This window comes from Streptomyces sp. CA-111067, assembly GCF_050956065.1.
Classification (GTDB): Bacteria; Actinomycetota; Actinomycetes; order Streptomycetales; family Streptomycetaceae; genus Actinacidiphila.
The window spans coordinates 7,954,726-7,973,662 of sequence record NZ_CP192103.1; the positions used below are offsets into that span (position 1 = coordinate 7,954,726).

The following is an 18,937-nucleotide window of genomic DNA, read 5'->3' on the forward strand; positions in this document are numbered from 1 at the left end:
GGAACGCCCGTCAGGGGCCTGCGCGCGGCCTAGATTCGGTCAGGTCCGAACGGCCGGCGTGCCGGCGACGCGGGCCGCGCCCCCCACCCCTGCTTGCGGGCCGCGGCCGTTCGGGCGAACGAGCCCCCCTCAGGAAAGCAGCCGCCATGAGCAGCCACCGACGTACCTCAAGGTCCGCCGCCCACCGCGCCGCGCGCAAGCCCCGGATACGGATCGTCCTGACGGGCGCGGCCGCGCTGGCCGTGGTCGGCGGCGGCACCGCGTTCGCCTGCATGGGCCACCCCGCGCACGACGACCGGCGAACGGAGTCGGGGCACGCCGCTCTCCCGGCCGACTGGCAGCCCGACGGCCACACGCACGCAGGATCGCCTCACCACTCCCCGCGGCCGTCCGCCTCCCCGACGACACCGCCGACCGGCACCTCCCGACCCACGTCCCGCCCGACGAGTCCGCCCAAGTCCTCGCCGGTGCCCACCACTTCCGCGCCGACCCACACCGCGAAGCCGAAGCCCACGCCCACGCCCACGCAGACCGCCAGGCCGACGCAGACGCCGACCGCGGCACCGACCGCGGGCACCACCGATATCGCCGTCCAGCAGGTGCTGGACCTGATCAACAAGGCCCGGGCGCAGCAGGGCCTGAGCCCGTACACCCTGCTCGACGGCCTCACGGCCAGCGCCACCCAGCACAACCAGGTGATGGAATCAGGCTGCGGCCTGTCCCACCAGTGCCCCGGCGAGAGCCCGTTCGGCGACCGCGAGTCCGCGAACGGCGTCCACTGGACGTCGGCCGGCGAGAACATAGGCACCGGCGGCCCGGTGGCCGACACCCCGCAGGCCATCGCGGACATGGCCGTCGGCCTGACCCAGAGCATGCTCAACGAGAAGGCCCCCGACGACGGCCACCGCCGCAACATCCTCAGCTCCGGCTACACCCGCATAGGCATCGCCGTCCACCGCGACAGCTCCGGCTCCGTCTGGCTCACCCAGGACTTCGCCGCCCTCGCCTGAGCCCGCCACCGAGCCCGCCACCGCCGGTCATCGCCGGCTACCGGGACGGCTTCAGCGTCCCGGTGAAGCCGGTGACCGGGCGCGGGGTGAGTTCGCCGTCCACGGTGATGTCCACCGCCTCGTTGTAGAAGGCGATCATGCCGCGGACGGACCGCACCGCGGGGAGCGGGTCGGGGTAGCTCCAGGCCAGGTTGGCCGGGACGGTGTCGGCGGCGGCCGTGAGGGACCAGTATTCGGCGGTGCCCTTGTAGGGGCAGCCGGTGTGGTGGTCGGTGGGGGTGAAGAGGTCCAGGCGGACGTCCTCGCGCGGGATGTAGTAGCGGACCGGCAGCCGGGTCTCGAAGAGCAGCACGGGGCTGTGGGTGTCGGCGACCAGCACGCCGTCGATCTCGACCTGGACGTGGCGGCTGCTCGCCAGCGCGTCCACCCGGCTGTACGGGTCGCGGGGGTGGATGAAGATCTCCTCGTCCTCCTCGTACCAGTGGTCCAGGCCGCCGCCCGGGCGCCAGGACCACTCGAAGGAGACGTAGTCCGACAGCTCGTCCACCGGGAACGTCCAGGCCGCGTTGGCGATCGTCTCGCCGTCGAGCACCAGGTCGTAGAACGTCTCGGAGCCCGAGTGCGCGCCGGTGTCGGGGTCGGCCGCCGGGCGCAGCAGGTCGGTGCGGACGTCCTCGCGCGGGAACGCGTAGAGCGGCACCGGCCGGCCGGGCTCCCAGACCAGGACGGCCCGCAGGCTGTCCACGACGACGGTCTCGCCCCTGGCGGCGCGCACCCGGCGTTCGCGGGGCTCCCAGGTGAGGGTGTCGTCCGGGACCTGGTGCCGGCGTTCGACCTTGAGGATTCGTGTCATCGGGAGACCTCCGCGGTGTAGGACAAGCGGGTCGCCGCCCGGACGAGTCCGGCGACGGCCCGGGAGCGGCTGTGCGGGGGCCAGGCGATCACCGTCGTCACCGTCGGCGCGTCGAGCACCGGAACGGCGGCGAGATCGCCGGGCAGTTGGGCCCGGCAGGACGCGGGCAGCACCGCCGACGTCCGGCCGAGCGCGATCAGTTGGAGCAGCTGCGTGTGGTCGCGGACCGCGGGCCCCGGCCCGTCCGGGTAGCCGCCGGGGCCCGGCCAGCGCGGCGCGGGCAGCCCGGGCAGGTCGGCGACGTCCGCCATCCGCAGCTCGGTCCGCGCGGCGAGCGAGTGCCCCGCGGGCAGGACGGCGACCTGCCCCTCGGTGAGCAGTTCCTCGGTGTCGAACCCGGCCGCCGCGTCGAACGGGCGGTGCAGCAGCGCCACATCGGCCCGTCCGTCGCGCAGCAGCTGCTCCTGCTCGCCGATCCCGCACAGCTGCACGTCGACGGCGGTGGCGTCCGGCTGCGCGGCGTAGGCGTCGAGCAGCCGCGCCAGCAGCGCGCCGGACGCCCCGGCCTTCGTCACCAGGACCACGCCGGGCCGGCCGGCCGCGGCCAGCGCGGCCCGGCGGGTGCGCCGGTCGGCGGCGGCGACCGCGTCGAGCGCCGCCCGGCCCTCGCGCAGCAGCACCGAACCTGCCTCGGTCAGCGTGATGCCGCGGTGGCCGCGTTCGAGCAGTGCCGACCCGAGCCGCCGTTCGAGCTGCTGGATCGCCCGGGACAGCGGTGGCTGCGCGATGCCGAGCCGTTGCGCCGCCCGCCCGAAGTGCAGCTCCTCGGCGACGGCGACGAAATACCGCAGCTCCCGCGTCTCCATACCGCCAAAGGTACCTGACGCCGCCGCGTCGGCGGGCGCGATCTCCGCGGTGAGCTGCTGTGATACCGGGACGGTATCGGCGCCCACCCACATGGTGTTGGCCGCACGGCAAGGCGCCGGGACACGATGGAACCCATGGACGAACGCATGGAACACAAGACGGTCGCGCTGGTCACCGGCGCGAACAAGGGCATCGGGTACGAGATCGCGGCCGGCCTCGGCGCCCTCGGCTGGAGCATCGGCGTCGGCGCCCGCGACGACGAGCGCAGGGAGGCCGCCGTACAGAAGCTGCGCGCCGCCGGCATCGACGCGTTCGGCGTGCCGCTTGACGTGACCGACGACGCGAGCGTGGCCGCCGCCGCGCGGCTGATCGAGCAGCGGACCGGCCGGCTCGACGTCCTCGTCAACAACGCCGGGGTGACCGGCGGCCACCCGCAGGAGCCCACCACGGCGGCCGTGTCGGCGGTACGGACCGCCGTGGAGACCAACGTCATCGGCGTCATCCGGGTCACCGACACGCTGCTGCCGCTGCTGCGCCGCTCGGCGTCGCCGCGGATCGTGAACATGTCCAGCACGGTGGGCTCGCTGGCCCGGCAGACCACTCCGGGCGCCGAGACGGGCCCGATCTCCATCGCCTACGCGCCGTCCAAGACGTTCCTCAACGCGGTGACCGTGCAGTACGCCAAGCAGTTGCAGGGCACCGGCATCCTGATCAACGCGGCCTGCCCCGGCTACTGCGCGACCGACCTCAACGGCTTCCGCGGTGTCCGCACCCCGGAGCAGGGCGCGGCCATCGCGATCCGGCTGGCGAGCCTGCCGGACGGCGGACCGACCGGCGGCTTCTTCGACGAGGACGGCGTCGTCCCCTGGTGAACCGCGGGACCGGCCGCGGGACCGGCCGACGGACGGGCCACCGGGCCTGCCGCCGTCGCCGGGCAGCCGGCCGCGCCCGCCGCCCGCCGGCCCCGGTGGACAGACCCCCGGATCACCGGGCCTCGGCCGTGCTCTCCCGCTCGATCAGCCGCGGCACCGGCACCTCCACCGTCCGCGGCGGCGCGTTCGTCAGCAGCGACATCAGCTCGCCGGCCGCCAGCCGGCCGAACGCGATGCTGTCCCGGGACAGCGCCGTCAGCCACGGGTGCGCCAGCCGGCACAGCAGCGAGTCCTCCCAGGAGACGACGGACACGTCGTCGGGGACGGTCAGGCCGAGCCCGGTGATGACGGCCGAACCGGCCGCCGCCATCACGTCGTTGTCGTAGATCAGCGCGGTGGGCGGCTGCGGCTGCCGCAGCACCCGGCGGGTCACCTCGGCGCCCTGGACGTCGGAGTAGTCGGTGGGCTCCGAGCGGACCGCGGTCAGTCCGCGGCGCAGGGCCGCCTCGCGCAGCGACCTGATCCGGCGCTCGGTGTGGGCGAGGGTGGGCAGGCCCGCGATGTGCACGATCCGGCGGTGGCCGAGCTCGTACAGCCGGTCCAGCACCGAGGCCATCGCCGCGCTGTCGTCGGCCCGCACCTGCGACAGCGCGGGGTGCGCGCCGGCGTCGCCCTCGGGGAGCGCGCCGATGACGACACCCGGCAGGCCGAGGCCGTCGAGCAGTTCGGGGCGCGGGTCGTCGGTCCTGGGGTCGACCACCAGGACGCCGTCCACCCGGTGCTCGGCCCACCAGCGGCGGTAGACCGCGCACTCGGCGTCGATGTCCTCCACCACCCGGAAGAGCAGGCCGAGATGGCGCTCGGCCAGGATCTCCTGGATCCCCGAGACGAGTTGCAGGAAGAACGAGTCCACGCCGAGCGAGGCCGCGGGCCGGGCCAGCACCAGGCCGACCGTCGCCGAACCCTCGCCGGACAGCGCGCGGGCCGCCGTGCTCGGCTGCCAGCCGAGCTGCTCGGCCACCCGCCGGATCCGGTCCCTGGTGACCTCCGAGACACCGGGCCGGCCGTTCAGCGCGAACGACACCGCGCTCTCCGAGACGGCGGCGCGCTGGGCGATGTCCTTCATCGTGGGACGGCGCGCGGGGGTGCGCCTGGCCGGGACGCGTCCCGCCGCCGGCTGCTCCGGCTGCCCGCCCGATGCCCGGTCAACTGCCACCGGAAGTCCCCTTTCCCGCATGTCTCCGTGGGCATCATACGGCCCCGCCCGGCCGGCCAGAACGGCCGGCCTCCGAGGACTAATGCGCTTGAGTCAGTTGGCACTATAGCGCCTTAGTCGACAACGACTTCTTCGCCACTGCAAGCCTCTGACCTGCTCAGATTGATTATCCGTGCAATCTACAGGTAAGAATGTGTTGACTTTGACCCCAGAGGCAATGCAGGGTCCTCATCGCAGGCATCCCAGGCAGCCGGCGGCATCCGCCGCCCGGCTCGTCGCCGTGCGCTGGTCCGAGCAAAGGAGCCGTCAACCGTGCGTATGTCCCCCAGAGCAGCAGTAGCCGCCGTGGCCGTAGTCGCCGCGATCGCGCCGTTGAGCGCCTGCGGTGGTGGAGGGTCCGGCGGCGGCTCGTCCGATGCCTCGGGCCCGGTGAAGGGCACGATCACCTTCCAGACCTGGAACCTGAAGGCGAACTTCAAGAGCTACTTCAACGGCGTCATAGCCGACTTCCAGAAGCAGTACCCGGGCACCAAGGTCAAGTGGGTCGACCAGCCCGCCGACGGCTACGCCGACAAGCTCAGCGCCGACGCGGCCGGCGGCACCCTGCCCGACGTCGTCAACGTCACGCCCGACCTGCTGGCCCCGCTGGCGAAGGCGGGCATCGCGCTCGATCTGGACAAGTCCGCGTCGAAGTACACCAAGGAGTACCTGCCCGGCGCCTGGAAGGCCGACCAGGTCCCCGGCCTGAACGGCACCTACGCCTTCCCCTGGTACCTGAACACCGGCCCGCTGTTCTACAACAAGTCGCTGTTCACCAAGGCCGGGCTCGACCCGGAGCAGCCGCCGACCTCGTACGACGACCTGTTCTCCGACGCGCTGAAGATCGCCAAGCAGAGCGGCGGCAAGATCGCCACCCTCGCCAACGTCCCCACCATCGAGGACTTCGGCCGCTACGGCGCGCAGCTGACCACCGCCGACGGCACCGGCTTCGCCTTCAACGACGCCAAGGGCGTCGAACTCCTCACGCACTACAAGGAGTTGTACGACGCCGGCGCGCTCGACTCGCAGGCGCTGACCGCGACCCCGGAGTCCTCGGGTCACAAGTTCCTCACCGAGTCGGTGGCGATGAACCCGGGCAGCGCGCTGGACCTGGACAACTTCAAGAAGCAGGCGCCGAACCTCTACAAGAACATCGGGATCACCAACCAGATCACCAGCACCGGCAAGGTCAACATGTACGTGCAGAGCGTCATGGTGAACGCCAAGACCAAGCAGAAGCCGGCCGCGGTCGCCTTCGCGCACTTCGTGACCGACGCGACCCGGCAGATGTCGTTCGCCAAGCAGGTGGCGATCTTCCCGAGCACCGCCAACTCGCTGAACGACCCGTACTTCACCAAGGAGGACGGCACCGACGCCACCCGGGTCAGGATCGCCGCGGCCAAGTCCCTGCAGAACGCGGTGAACTACACGCCGGTGCAGTTCAGCGACCAGATGAAGACCGAGCTCGGCAACGAGGTCGCCAAGGCGCTGCAGGGCAAGCAGTCCCCGAAGGACGCGCTCGACAAGGCCGTCAAGAGCTGCGACCAGCTGCTCCAGCAGAGCTGAACAGGACGACCGGATGTCCACTTCCCACGGCCGGGCCGTGATCCGGGTCCGGCGCCAACTGTGGTCCACACCATGGCTGCTGGCGGCGCCGGGCCTGCTGATCGTCGGCGCGTTCAGCCTCTACCCGTTCCTGAGCACGATCTACAACTCCTTCACCGACCGCAGGACGCTGCTGCCCGGCCACTTCGTCGGGCTGGCGAACTACCGCGAGCTGCTCCACGACGACATGTTCTGGATCGGCCTGCGCAACAGCGCCCTGTACGTCGTGGTGGTGGTGCCGGCGCTGGTGGTCCTGCCGCTGCTGCTCGCCATGCTGGTGCAGCGGCAGATCCCCGGCATCGCCTTCTTCCGGTCGGCGTTCTACACCCCGGTGGTCGCCTCGATCGTGGTGGTCGGCCTGATCTGGGTGTGGATGCTGGACGACCGCGGCCTGATCAACTCGGTGCTCCAGGCGCTGGGCGGCGGCAAGGTCAACTTCCTCGGCGACCAGTGGCTGCTGCTGTTCAGCGCCATGGCGGTCACGGTCTGGAAGGGCCTGGGCTACTACATGATCATCTATCTGGCCGCGCTGGCCAACGTGCCGCGCGAGCTGCACGAGGCCGCGGCGGTGGACGGCGCGGGCGCGATCCGCCGGTTCTTCACCGTCACCATGCCGGCCGTCCGCTCCACGATGGTGCTGGTCGGCGCGCTCTCCTCGGTCGCCGCGTTCAAGGTGTTCTCCGAGGTCTATCTGATGGCGGGCCCCAACGGCGGCCCGGCCGGCGAGGACACCACGCTGGTGATGCTCATCGAGCGCACCGGCACCGGACTGAGCGGGCGGGTCGGCTACGCCTCCGCCCTGTCGGTCGTCGTCTTCGTCGTGGTGGTCGCGCTGATGCTGCTGGTGCTGCGCGCCGATCGCAAGGAGGACGCATGAGTGCCCCGGCCGACGCCAAGGCCGCCGCCCCGGTGGACGCCCCGGCCGAGCGGAGGCGCAAGCCGAAGCGGCCGCGCTTCACCGACGCCGAGGGCCGCCGCGTCCCGGTCTGGCAGCTGGTCCTGCGGTACGTGCTGCTGCTCGCCGTCCTGGCGCTGACCGTGGGGCCGTTCGTCTGGCAGCTGTCCACCGCGCTGAAGGGGCCGCACGAGGACATCTTCAGCTCGCCGCCGAAGTTCCTGCCGGGCAGCCCGACGCTGCACAACTTCGCCCGGGTCGCCGACACCATCCCGGTGTGGGACTACATCTGGAACTCCGTCAAGGTCGCGCTCGCCAGCGTCGTCACCAACTGCGCGGGCTCCGCGATGGCCGGCTACGCGCTGGCCCGGATGCGCTACCGGGGCCGCCGGGCCGCCACCCTGGTCTTCCTGCTGGCCATGCTGGTGCCGGTCGAGGGCCTGATCATCGCGCAGTTCACCACCATGCGCTCGCTGGGCCTGAACAACACCCTCGTCGGGGTGCTGCTGCCCGGCGCGATCAGCTCGATCAACGTCCTGCTGATGCGCAACGCGTTCCTCAACCTGCCCGCCGAGGTGGAGGAGGCGGCCTTCGTCGACGGCGCCAACGCCTGGCAGCGCTTCACCCGGATCGCGCTGCCCTCGGTCAAGGGCACCCTCGCGGTCGTGGCGATCTTCGCGTTCATGGGGGCGTGGGACGACTTCCTGTGGCCGCTGATCGTGCTCAGCGACCCGAACAAGTACACCCTGACCATCGGCCTGAACTACCTGCACGGCACCTTCGCCAACGACGAACGCCTCGTGGCGGCCGGCACGATCATCGCCGTGGCCCCGCTCATCGCGCTCTTCGCCTGCCTCCAGCGGTACTTCTTCCGCGGGGTCGGCGAGGGAGCCGTCAAGGGCTGACACGCGGTCGCGGCCACCGTGCCGCGGCCGCGGCGACCGGCCACCGTGCCGCGACCGCAGCAGAGCAACTGGCCGCCCGCTCCCAGAACCAGGACACTTCTCTCCGTGAGCATCCCTCGCCGCCCCCGCTTCGGCGCCAACTACACGCCCAGCCAAGGGTGGTTCCACCACTGGCTGGACTTCGACCTGGACGCCGTACGCGCCGACCTCGACTCGATCGCGGGCCTGGGCCTGGACCACATCAGGGTCTTCCCGCTGTGGCCGGTCTTCCAGCCCAACCGCACCCTGATCAGGCCGCGGGCCGTCGAGCAGCTGGTCCAGCTCGCCGACGCCGCCGCGGAGCGCGGACTCGACGTCAACGTGGACGGCCTTCAGGGGCACCTGTCCAGCTTCGACTTCCTGCCCGCCTGGACCCAGACCTGGCACCGCAGGAACATCTTCACCGACCCCGACGTGGTCGCCGGGCAGACCGTGTACCTGCGCACGCTCGCCGCCGCCCTCGCCGACCGGCCGAACTTCATCGGCATGACCGTCGGCAACGAGATCAACCAGTTCTCCGGGCCGCCGCACCCCGACCCCGACCGGATCACCCCGGCGCAGGCCGCCGGCTGGCTGGAGCGGGTGCTCGCGGCCTGCGAGGAGGGGGCGCCCGGCAGGCTGCACCTGCACGCCGCCTACGACGCCGCCTGGTACCTGGACGGGCACCCCTTCACGCCCGGGCACGCGGCGACCCTCGGCGGTGTCACGGCCGTCCACTCCTGGGTGTTCAACGGCACCGCGCAGCGGCACGGCCGCACCGGCACCGCCACCGAGCACCACGCCGCCTACCTGATCGAGCTGGCCAAGGCGTGGGCCCCCGACCCGCACCGGCCGGTGTGGCTCCAGGAGGTCGGCGCGCCCGCCCCGGTGATCCCCGCCGAACACGCCGCCGCCTTCACCGAGGCCACCGTGGCGAACGCGCTGGACTGCCAGGACGTCTGGGGCGTCACCTGGTGGTGCTCGCACGACGTGTCGCGCTCGCTCGCCGACTTCCCCGAGCTCGAATACTCGCTCGGCCTGCTCACCAACGACCGGCGCGTCAAGCCCGCCGGCGAGTCCATCCGCCGCATCGTGGGGGAGTGGCGGAACAGACGGTACGAACCCGCGCCGCGTACGACGGCCCTCGTGGTGGACATCGCGGACATCGAGCACGAGGCGCAGGGCGGCGGCGGCACCGCGCCCGGCCGCTCGGTGTGCGCGCCCGGCGGGGCGTTCTTCGAGGCCTTCGCCAAGCTGACCGAGGCGGGGGTGCGGCCGGCCGCCGTACTGGCGGAGCACGCCGGCGACGGGGCGCACCTGGCGGCCCGGTCGATCACCGAGGTGGTCAGGACGCAGGATGTCTGACCGCCCCTGACACCGCCGCCGACACCGCCACCAGCGACGTCGCCGGCGCTGACCGAGCCCCGCCTGACCGCCGGCCGGACCTCGCCACGTAGCGTACCCACGGACTGCCGGACCCATCTTTCCCAGGAGCACCTTTCATGCACGACGACCGCAGCCTGGTCGAAGCCCGCCTCAAGCGCGTGCTCGACGAGCGGATCCGCCCCGCCGTCCACCCCGAGTCCACGCCGCTCGACGTGGCCGTGTGGACCGCGCCCGGCGAGCCCGTGCCCGTCGCGGAGGGGCTGGCCGGCCCGGTCGAGCCGATCGCGGTGGGCGACCGGTGGGGAGCGCCGTGGGGCACGAGCTGGTTCCGGGTGTCGGGCACCGTGCCCGAGGCGTGGGCCGGCCGCACCGTCGAGGCGGTGCTCGACCTGGGCTTCGACGAGAACATGCCCGGCTTCCAGTGCGAGGGCCTGGTCTACCGGCCCGACGGCAGCCCGGTGAAGGGCCTCAACCCGCGCAACCAGTGGGTGCGGATCGGCGCGCCGGTGGCCGGCGGCGAAGAGGTGCTGCTGCACGTCGAGGCCGCCTCCAACCCGGTGATCCTCGACTACCACCCCTTCCTGCCGACGCAGCTCGGCGACAAGGACACCGCGGGCGACAAGCCGCAGTACGTGCTGGCCCGGATGGACCTCGCGGTGTTCGACGAGACCGTCTGGGAGCTGATCCAGGACCTGGAGGTGCTCGGCGAGCTGATGCAGGAGCTGCCCGAGGACGGCATGCGCCGGCACGAGATCCTGCGCGCGATCAGCCGCTGCCTGGACGCCGTCGACCTGCAGGACGTGGGCGGCACGGCCGCCGCGGCCCGCGCCGAGCTGGCCGAGGTGCTGGCCGCCCCGGCGGCGCCGACCGCCCACCGGATCAGCGCCGTGGGCCACGCCCACATCGACTCGGCCTGGCTGTGGCCGCTGCGCGAGACGGTCAGGAAGGTGGCCCGCACCACCGCCAACATGACCGCCCTGCTGGAGGACGAGCCGGAGTTCGTCTTCGCGATGTCGCAGGCGCAGCAGTTCGCCTGGATCAAGGAGCACCGGCCCGAGGTCTACGCCAGGGTCAAGCAGGCCGTCGCGGACGGCCGGCTGGTGCCGGCCGGCGGGATGTGGGTGGAGTCGGACACCAACATGCCGGGATCCGAGGCGATGGCCCGGCAGTTCGTGCACGGCAAGCGGTTCTTCATCGACGAGTTCGGCGTCGACAACGACGAGGCGTGGCTGCCTGACACGTTCGGCTTCGCGGCCGGGCTGCCGCAGATCATCAAGGCCGCCGGGTCCAAGTGGCTGCTCACCCAGAAGATCTCGTGGAGCACCATCAACAAGTTCCCGCACCACACGTTCAACTGGGAGGGCATCGACGGGACCCGGATCTTCACCCACTTCCCGCCGGTGGACACCTACAACTGCTCGATGCTGGGCCGGGAGATCGCGCACGCGGCCCGCAACTTCAAGGAGAAGGGCGTCGCCCGGCACTCGCTGGCGCCCAGCGGCTACGGCGACGGCGGCGGCGGCACCACCCGGGAGATCATCGCCAAGGCGGCCAGGATGCGCAGCCTGGAGGGCTCCGCGAGGGTCGAGTGGGAGACCCCGGAGGAGTTCTTCACCAAGGCCGAGGCGGAGTACGCCAACCCGCCGGTCTGGGTCGGCGAGCTGTACCTGGAGCTGCACCGCGCCACCCTGACCAGCCAGGCGCAGACCAAGCAGGGCAACCGGCGCAGCGAACACCTGCTGTACGAGGCCGAGTTGTGGGCCGCCACCGCCGCGGTGCGGACCGGCGCGGCCTACCCGTACGAGCAGCTGGACCGGATCTGGAAGACGGTGCTGCTGCACCAGTTCCACGACATCCTGCCGGGCTCGTCGATCGCCTGGGTGCACCGCGAGGCCCGCAACACCTACGCGGCGGTGGCCGCCGAGCTGACCGCGATCATCGACGCGGCGCAGCGCGCGCTGGCCGGCGAGGGCGGCACGGAGCTGGTCTTCAACTCGGCCCCGCACACCCGGCGCGGCATCGCGGCGGGCGCGGGCGCGGCCCCGGCCGCGGCGGCCGCCCCGGCGGAGCTGACCGCCCGCGCCGGCGGCGGCTTCGTCCTGGACAACGGCCTGCTGCGGGTCGAGGTGGACGCCCGCGGCCTCGTCGTGTCGGCCTACGACCTGGCCGCGGACCGCGAGACCGTCGCCCCCGGCACGGCCGCGAACCTGCTGCAGATCCACCCGGACTTCCCCAACCAGTGGGACGCCTGGGACGTGGACGAGTTCTACCGCAACACCGTCACCGACCTGACCGACCTCGACGAACTCAGCCCCGTGGCGGGGGAGTCGGCGGCGGTGCGGGTCGTGCGCGGCTTCGGCTCCTCCCGCGTCACCCAGGTGCTGTCGCTGGCGCCCGGCGCCAAGCGGCTGGACATCGACACCGAGGTGGACTGGCACGAGACGGAGAAGTTCCTCAAGGCCGCGTTCCCGCTGGACATCCACGCCGAACGCTACGCCTCGGAGACCCAGTTCGGGCACGTCTACCGCCCCACCCACACCAACACCACGTGGGAGTCGGCGAAGTTCGAGGCGTGCAACCACCGGTTCGTGCAGCTGGCCGAGCCCGGCTGGGGCGTGGCGCTGGTCAACGACTCGACGTACGGCCACGACGTGACCCGTACCGTCCGTGACACCGACGGCGGTACGACCACCACGGTGCGGGTCTCGCTGCTGCGTGCCCCGCGCTTCCCCGACCCGGAGACCGACCAGGGCGTGCACCGGTTCCGGCACGCGCTGGTGCCGGGTGCGAGCATCGCCGACGCGGTGGCCGAGGGCTACGGCGTCAACCTGCCCGAGCGCCGGATCCAGGGCGGGCGGCCGGTCGACGCGCTGGTCAGCGTGTCCAACCCGGCCGTGGTCGTCACCGCCGTCAAGCTCGCCGACGACGAGAGCGGCGACCTCGTCGTCCGGCTCTACGAGTCGACCGGCGGCCGGGCCACCGCGACGCTCGCCGTGTCCTGCGAGGTGCGGTCCGCCACGGTGACGGACCTGCTGGAGCGCCCGCTGACCGACGCGGCCGCCGAGCAGCCGGTGCTGGACGCCGAGGGCTCGGTCGCGCTGTCGCTGCGGCCGTTCGAGCTGCGCACGCTGCGGCTGCGGCGCGCCTGACGCCAACTCTCCACGGCGGGCCGGGCCTTCAGGGGCCCGGCCCGCCGTGGATGGATTCAGTACGTGCACGGGTATAGCCGTTCGGTTTCCGCGCCGATAAGGTGGCCGCTGTTTGAAACGTTTTAAGACACGTTTCCCGCAGCACGGTTTGCCGGAGGACGGAGCCCGATGCCCAGTCGCACCCATCGCACGAGGCCGCTGTACTGGAGCGCGCTCGTCGCCCTCCTGGTCGCCGCGCTGTCCTTCGGCGGCTCGCCCTTCGGCCCGGGCGCCGTCGCGCACGCCGCGAGCGGCGGAGTCTCGGTACAGGACCTGCGGGTCGACGGCACCGTGAATCCGCTGGGCACCGACGATGCCCACCCCACCCTCGGCTGGCAGCTGCGCTCCCCGCTCAACGACCAGCGGCAGACCGCCTACCGGGTGCTGGTGGCCGGCAGCCCCGGCCGGCTCGACCCCCGGCACGCCGACATCTGGGACAGCGGCCGGGTCGCGAGCGGCACGTCGACCGGAATCCCTTACGGCGGGCCGAAGTTGGCGTCCGGGAAGACGTACTACTGGACGGTGCAGGTGTGGGACGGCCGCGGCCGGCCCTCGGCCTGGAGCCCGACCGCCCGCTGGGAGACCGGCCTGACGGCCGCGGGCGACTGGCAGGGCGCGCAGTGGATCAGCCCCGACACCGGCGCCGCCGACTCCTGGTCGGACTTCACCCTCGACACGGACTTCACCATCAAGGCCGGCGCGGCGAGCGTGCTGTTCCGGGTCAAGGACGCCCGCAACTACTACATGTGGCAGATCAACGCGGCCTCCACGCCCGGCAAGGTGCTGCTGCGCCCGCACGTCCAGCACGACGGCAGCTTCACCACCCTCGGCGAGGTCGACCTCAGCCCGGTGATCACCGAGGCGAACGTCAACCAGCCGCACCACCTGAAGGTCACCGCCGCCGGCGACCGGTTCACCACCTGGATCGACGGCACCCAGGTCGACACCCGCACCGACGGCACGCTCGGCGCCGGCACCCTCGGCTTCCGCAGCTCCACCACCGGGAACACCGCCGAGGACGCCCTGTACGACAACCTCGCGGTGCACGGCCCCGACGGTTCGACGCTGTTCTCCGACGACTTCTCCGCCTCGCCCGACCCGCTGTTCCCCGACACCGCCGTCACCGGCGGGCAGTTGGAGCCGAAGGGCGACCCGACGCTGCTCAACACCGACCCCGCCGCACCGATGCTGCGCAAGACCTTCACCCTCGGCAGCCAGAAGATCACCAAGGCGCGGGCCTACGTCTACGGCCTCGGCTTCTACGAGATGCACCTCAACGGCGGCAAGGTCGGCGACCATGTGCTGGCGCCCGCCAACTCGCCCTACGACCAGCGGAATCTGTACGACACCTACGACGTCACCGCCGCTCTCAAGTCCAGCACCAACAGCGTCGGCATCTGGCTGGGCAACGGATACGGCCCCAAGTTCAGCCCGTACGGCTTCCGTTGGAACGGCCCCAAGCAGGCGGCGATGCTGATCCAGGTCACCTACGCCGACGGCAGCCAGGCCAACGTCACCACCGACGACAGCTGGAAGTGGTCGGCGGGACCGATCACCGCCGACGACATCTACGCGGGCGAGAGCTACAACGCCACGCTGGAGCAGCACGGTTGGGACACCGCGGGCTTCGACGACTCCGGCTGGCAGCCGGTCCGCTCGGTGGCCGCGCCCTCCGCGAAGCTGGTCGCCGACACGATGCCGCCGATCCGGGTGACCGGCACCCTGAGGCCGGTGAAGGTCACCCAGCCGCAACCGGGCGTCTACGTCTACGACTTCGGGCAGAACATCGCCGGCTGGGAGCGGCTGCACGTGACCGGTCCGGCCGGCAGCACCGTGAAGATGCGCACCGCGGAGGAGGTCGGCAAGGACGGGATGCTGGACACGGCCACGAACCGGGCCGCGGCGTCCACCGACACGTACACCCTCGCCGGCACCGGAAAGACCGAGACCTACGAGCCGCGCTTCACCTACCACGGCTTCCGCTACGTCGAGTTGACCGGCTACCCGGGAGCGCCGGCCGCCGCCAGTCTCGACGCCCGCGTGGTGCACGCCGACGTGGCCTCCACCGGCACCTTCTCGTCCTCCGACCCGCTGCTGAACCAGATCTGGCAGAACAACCGGTGGAGCATCCTCAACAACTCGATGAGCGTGCCCACCGACAACCCGGTCCGCGACGAGCGCACACCCCCCGGCATGGACGTGCAGGCCTACCACGACGCCTCCACCCGCGAGTTCGACATGGACGCCTACTACGCCAAGTACCTCCAGGACATGCCGCCCGGCACCCCGCTGCCCAACGACGCGGGCAACGCGCAGCAGCCCGACATGGACGGCGACCAGATCACGCTGGCCTGGACCCTTTACGAGCAGTACGGCGACAGCGCGACGCTCGCGGCCGACTACCCGGCGATGAAGGCGTTCGTGGACAAGAACGCTACCGACTACCCCGGCCACATCTGGCCCGACAACCGCGGCTTCGGCGACTGGTGCCCGCCGGACCGCTCGTCCAACGCCAACGGCGGACTCGGCGGGCCGGGCGCCGGCGCCTGCACCAGCGAGGTGTCGGTGGTCAACACCGCGCTGTCGTTCCTCCAGGCCCAGGATGTCGCGAAGTCCGCCCAGGCGCTGGGCCACTCCGACGACGCCACCCACTACACGCAGCTCGCCGACAGCATCAAGCAGGCGTTCAACGCGGCCTTCCTCAACGCGGCCGGCGACACCTACGGCGACGGCCGGCAGACCACCAGCGTGCTGCCGCTGGCCTTCGGGATGGTGCCCGCCCAGAACGTCCAGGCGGTCGGCCGGCAGCTGGTGAACACGATCACCAGCAAGGACGGCGGCCATCTGGACACCGGCATCTTCGGCACCCGCTACCTGGTGGACGCGCTCGCCGCGGTCGGCAGGACCGACGTGGCGATGAACATCCTCGACCAGCGCAGCTACCCGGGCTTCGGGTACGAGATCAGCCAGGGCGCGACCAGCTCCTGGGAGGAGTGGACGTACGCCTCCAGCATGGAGACGCACGACCACGCGATGTTCGCCGGCATCAACGCCTCGCTCTACACCCAGTTGGGCGGTATCCAGCCGACCTCGGCGGGCTACCGCACGGTGAGCATCGATCCGCAGGTGCCGGCGGGGCTGCGGCACGCGGCGGCGTCGATCGACACCGTGCACGGCACGATCGCCACCTCCTGGACCCGGTCCGGGAGCCGGTACGACCTGGCGGTGACCGTGCCGATCGGCACCACGGCGACGGTCGCGATGCCGGTCACCCAGTCGGGCCACGGCGGGCACGGCGACGGGCACGGCAACGGGCACGACGGGGTCAGCGCCCCGCACGGCGCGAAGCTGCTGCACAGCGAGGGGGGCACGGCCACGTACGCGATCGGCTCGGGGCACTGGCAGTTCAGCAGCGGCGAGTAGCCGCCGGTCGGTCCCGGCGGTCTTGAGGCCCCGAGGCCCTGAGACCTGCGACCCGTGACGAGGCCCGCGACCACCGTTCCATCCGGTCGCGGGCCTCGGCGTCGCGGCGACCTTCGGGGTCGCGGGCGGCTCAGGCGGCGCGGTCGCCCCGCGCCAGCGCCCGGCGGATGTCCGCGTGGCCGGCGCCGTGCTCGGCGAGGACGTCGGCGACCACGCCGGGCCCGGCGGCCAGCGCCAGCAGCAGGTGCCGGTCGCCGATCTGCTTCTCGCCCTGCTCCTTGGCCTCCTGCACCGCCCTGGCCAGCACCTTCCTGGCCTCCTCCGAGAACGCCCGGTACTCGGGACGCCAGCGGTCCTTCGTGCCGTCGCTCGCGGCGAGCGCGCCCTCGCCGTGCGCGCGCTCGGCCTGCTCGACCACCGCCGACACGTCGATGCCGAAGCCGGCCAGCGCCTCGGCGTCCGTCTGCGACAGGCCGCCGCGCCTGGCGGCGTCGGCAAGCGCCTGCTCCACCGAGCCACGGCGCGCGGTCAGGCCGAGGGTCACCAGCGCGGCGCCGGCCGCGAAATCCGGCCGGTCGAAGAGCGGCAGCAGCAGGTACTCGGCCCGGATGCCGGGGGAGCCGGCCTGCGCCGAGCGCTCGGAGGCGGCGCGCAGCACGGTCCTGGCGTTCGCGGTGAGCTTCTGGAACATCAGTTCCTCCCGTGCTTCTTGTGGACGGCCTGCCTGCTGACCCCGAGGTCGTCGGCGATCTCCTGCCACGACCAGTTCTGGTTGCGCGCGTTGCGCACCTGGACGGCCTCCAGCTGGTCCAGGAGCCGCCGCAGTGCGGCCACGGCCCGCAGACCGACCCGGGGATCGCTGTCGCCGGCCCGTGCGGCGAGATTCGTTGCCTCAGTCACGCCTGTCAACTTACATTGACACTGGATACCTGTCAACCGAGGTTTACACAAGGTATTCATATCTGCTGTCAACCTTGGTTGACGGGTGCCAAATGCCGGATTACGGTGGCGCGATGACGCTCACTCAGATGAGGCTGGCAACCCTCGGCGCGGTCCTTTCCATGGTCCTGGGCATCGTGGATTCGAACATCGTGGCCACGGCGGCCTGGCCGATCAGCCGCAGCCTCGATCCGGTGCACGGCCTCGACCTGCTGCCCTGGCTGGTCACCGGCTACGCGCTGGCCGCCACGGTGACCCAGCCGCTGTACGGGAAGCTGACCGATGTATACGGCCCGAAGAAGGTCTACCTCTTCTCGCTGAGCACATTCCTGGCCGGTTCCGCGCTGTGCGGAATCGCGCAGAACATGCGGGAGCTGATCGCGTTCCGGGCGCTCCAGGGAATCGGCGGCGGCGGGCTGATGAGCGTCGCCCTCGTGGTGGTATTGAGCATCTGGCCGCCCAAGCCCACCGGAAGCGGCGGCTCCACGAGCGGCGCCGGGGCCGGCATGGGCGGCGTCATGACCGGCGTCTGCCTGGTGGTCGGCCCGCTGGCCGGCGGCTACCTCACCGATCACCTGTCCTGGCGGTGGATCTTCTACGTCAACCTGCCGCTCGGGCTGGTCGCGCTCGTCCTGGTCGCGCTGTGCCTGCGGCTCCCGGTGCGTCGCGAGCGGCACCGGATCGACGTCGCCGGCGCCGTACTGATCGCCGCGGCCACCAGCGCGCTGCTGCTGGTCACCGAGTGGGGCGGCGCCGAGCACGCCTGGACCTCCCCGGTCATCGTGCTGCTGGTGCTCGGCGGCGCCGCGCTGCTGCTGGCGTTCGTGCTGCGGCAGGGCCTGTGGGGCGCGATCGCCGCCCGGGAGCCGCTGATCCCGCTGTCGCTGTTCCGCAACCCGGTCTTCCGGCTGGCCGGCCCGCAGCAGTTCATCTCCGGGATGGTCACCACGGGTTCGGTCGTCTACGTGGCGCTGTACCTCCAGGCCGCCCAGGGGGTGCGGCCCACGCTGGCCGGGGTGCACCTGCTGCCGATGGCCGCCGGAATGGTCGTCTCGGCCCTGGTCGCCGGCCGGCTGATCCGGCGGCCCGGCAGGTTCCGGCCGGTCATGGTGGCCGGCACGACGATGGTCACGGCCGCCTTCTGCCTGCTCAGCCGGCTGCACCGGGACACCGCCGGGTGGCTGACCGACCTCGACCTGCTGCTGCTCGGCGCCGGCCTCGGCACGGTGCTCGGGATGGCGCTGCTCGCCGTCCAGATGTCCGTACCCAAGGAGCAGTTGGGGGTGGCGATCACCTCCGTGCGGTTCAGCCAGACGCTCGGCGGCGCGGTCGGCAGCGCGGTCTTCGGCACCATCCTGGCCAGGGAGTTCGCCGCCCGGGTGCCGGACGGCCCGGCGAGCGGGACCGGCGACCGGTCCGCCGTGGCGCTGCTCGGCACGCTGACCGGGCCGGCCCGGCTCGGCGTGCTCGACGCCCTGGTCGGGGCGGCCGACCGGGTCTTCCTCTGCGGCGCGGTGATCGCCGCCGCGGCCGTCGTGATCACGCTGTTCTTCCCCGAACCGGGCCCCGCGGCGGGCGAGCAGGTAACCGGTGGCCCGCGCCGCCGCGCTGTGCGAGCATGGCCCGGCGCACGCCGGTCGGCGGTGCGCGGCGGCGCCGCTCGACAGCGGCCGCCCACCGAGACATCCGGGAGTTGAGGTCCATGGCAGCGGGCGGGTTCC

The 18,937-nt window shown here is 72.1% G+C and carries 13 protein-coding genes and 1 pseudogene; 9 read left to right on the top strand and 5 right to left on the bottom strand.

The features are described 5' to 3' along the window. Nucleotides 1–146 precede the first annotated feature (146 nt). The gene (locus ACQPW6_RS35165) at nucleotides 147–1,010 is read left to right on the top strand and encodes a CAP domain-containing protein (protein ID WP_433893774.1); all 864 of its coding nucleotides are present in this window, start codon (nucleotides 147–149) and stop codon (nucleotides 1,008–1,010) included. Between the two features lie 37 nt (nucleotides 1,011–1,047). Here the strand turns inward: ACQPW6_RS35165 and ACQPW6_RS35170 are convergent, their stop codons facing one another. Further along, nucleotides 1,048–1,863 (bottom strand): DUF427 domain-containing protein, encoded by an 816-nt coding sequence (locus tag ACQPW6_RS35170; protein ID WP_433893775.1) that lies wholly within the window; start codon nucleotides 1,861–1,863, stop codon nucleotides 1,048–1,050. Next, entirely contained in the window at nucleotides 1,860–2,729 is an 870-nt protein-coding gene (locus tag ACQPW6_RS35175; protein ID WP_433893776.1) for a LysR family transcriptional regulator, read from the bottom strand. Before ACQPW6_RS35175 ends, ACQPW6_RS35170 begins: the two co-directional genes overlap by 4 nt. Before the next feature lie 147 nt (nucleotides 2,730–2,876). On the opposite strand from ACQPW6_RS35175, the gene ACQPW6_RS35180 reads away from it, so the two are divergent. Further along, nucleotides 2,877–3,602, top strand: a complete 726-nt coding sequence (locus tag ACQPW6_RS35180) for an SDR family oxidoreductase (RefSeq protein WP_433894757.1) — start codon at nucleotides 2,877–2,879, stop codon at nucleotides 3,600–3,602. A gap of 112 nt (nucleotides 3,603–3,714) precedes the next feature. On the opposite strand, the gene ACQPW6_RS35185 is transcribed toward ACQPW6_RS35180, so the two are convergent. Continuing rightward, the gene (locus ACQPW6_RS35185) at nucleotides 3,715–4,728 is read right to left on the bottom strand and encodes a LacI family DNA-binding transcriptional regulator (RefSeq protein ID WP_433894758.1); all 1,014 of its coding nucleotides are present in this window, start codon (nucleotides 4,726–4,728) and stop codon (nucleotides 3,715–3,717) included. Nucleotides 4,729–5,136: 408 nt separating this feature from the next. Here ACQPW6_RS35185 and ACQPW6_RS35190 point away from each other — a divergent pair, with 408 nt between their 5' ends. From ACQPW6_RS35190 to ACQPW6_RS35215, 6 genes and pseudogenes are all read left to right on the top strand, one after another. Continuing rightward, nucleotides 5,137–6,423 carry an extracellular solute-binding protein gene (locus ACQPW6_RS35190; RefSeq protein ID WP_433894759.1) on the top strand — a complete coding sequence of 429 codons (1,287 nt, stop codon included), beginning with the start codon at nucleotides 5,137–5,139 and terminating at the stop codon, nucleotides 6,421–6,423. A 13-nt stretch (nucleotides 6,424–6,436) separates the two neighbouring features. Continuing rightward, nucleotides 6,437–7,339, top strand: coding sequence for a carbohydrate ABC transporter permease (locus ACQPW6_RS35195; RefSeq protein ID WP_433893777.1), 903 nt, complete (start codon nucleotides 6,437–6,439; stop codon nucleotides 7,337–7,339). After that, nucleotides 7,336–8,262, top strand: a complete 927-nt coding sequence (locus tag ACQPW6_RS35200; RefSeq protein WP_433893778.1) for a carbohydrate ABC transporter permease — start codon at nucleotides 7,336–7,338, stop codon at nucleotides 8,260–8,262. Before ACQPW6_RS35195 ends, ACQPW6_RS35200 begins: the two co-directional genes overlap by 4 nt. 111 nt (nucleotides 8,263–8,373) lie before the next feature. Further along, a complete protein-coding gene (locus ACQPW6_RS35205) occupies nucleotides 8,374–9,645 on the top strand; it encodes a glycoside hydrolase 5 family protein (protein ID WP_433894760.1) in 1,272 nt (423 codons plus the stop codon). Nucleotides 9,646–9,782: 137 nt separating this feature from the next. Next, entirely contained in the window at nucleotides 9,783–12,815 is a 3,033-nt protein-coding gene (locus ACQPW6_RS35210) for an alpha-mannosidase (protein ID WP_433893779.1), read from the top strand. Nucleotides 12,816–14,021: 1,206 nt separating this feature from the next. After that, nucleotides 14,022–16,277, top strand: a pseudogene (locus tag ACQPW6_RS35215) (family 78 glycoside hydrolase catalytic domain); the annotation flags it as partial. A 130-nt stretch (nucleotides 16,278–16,407) separates the two neighbouring features. Here the strand turns inward: ACQPW6_RS35215 and ACQPW6_RS35220 are convergent. Together ACQPW6_RS35220 and ACQPW6_RS35225 are read right to left on the bottom strand one after the other, a co-directional pair. Beyond that, nucleotides 16,408–16,968, bottom strand: a complete 561-nt coding sequence (locus ACQPW6_RS35220) for a Clp protease N-terminal domain-containing protein (protein ID WP_433893780.1) — start codon at nucleotides 16,966–16,968, stop codon at nucleotides 16,408–16,410. Then, on the bottom strand, nucleotides 16,968–17,177 hold the full coding sequence (locus tag ACQPW6_RS35225; RefSeq protein ID WP_433893781.1) for a helix-turn-helix domain-containing protein: 210 nt from the start codon (nucleotides 17,175–17,177) through the stop codon (nucleotides 16,968–16,970). The genes ACQPW6_RS35220 and ACQPW6_RS35225 overlap by 1 nt, the downstream gene beginning before the upstream one ends. A gap of 113 nt (nucleotides 17,178–17,290) precedes the next feature. Between ACQPW6_RS35225 and ACQPW6_RS35230 the strand changes: the two genes are divergently transcribed. Continuing rightward, the gene (locus tag ACQPW6_RS35230) at nucleotides 17,291–18,913 is read left to right on the top strand and encodes an MFS transporter (protein WP_433893782.1); all 1,623 of its coding nucleotides are present in this window, start codon (nucleotides 17,291–17,293) and stop codon (nucleotides 18,911–18,913) included. The last annotated feature ends 24 nt before the right edge of the window (nucleotides 18,914–18,937 follow it).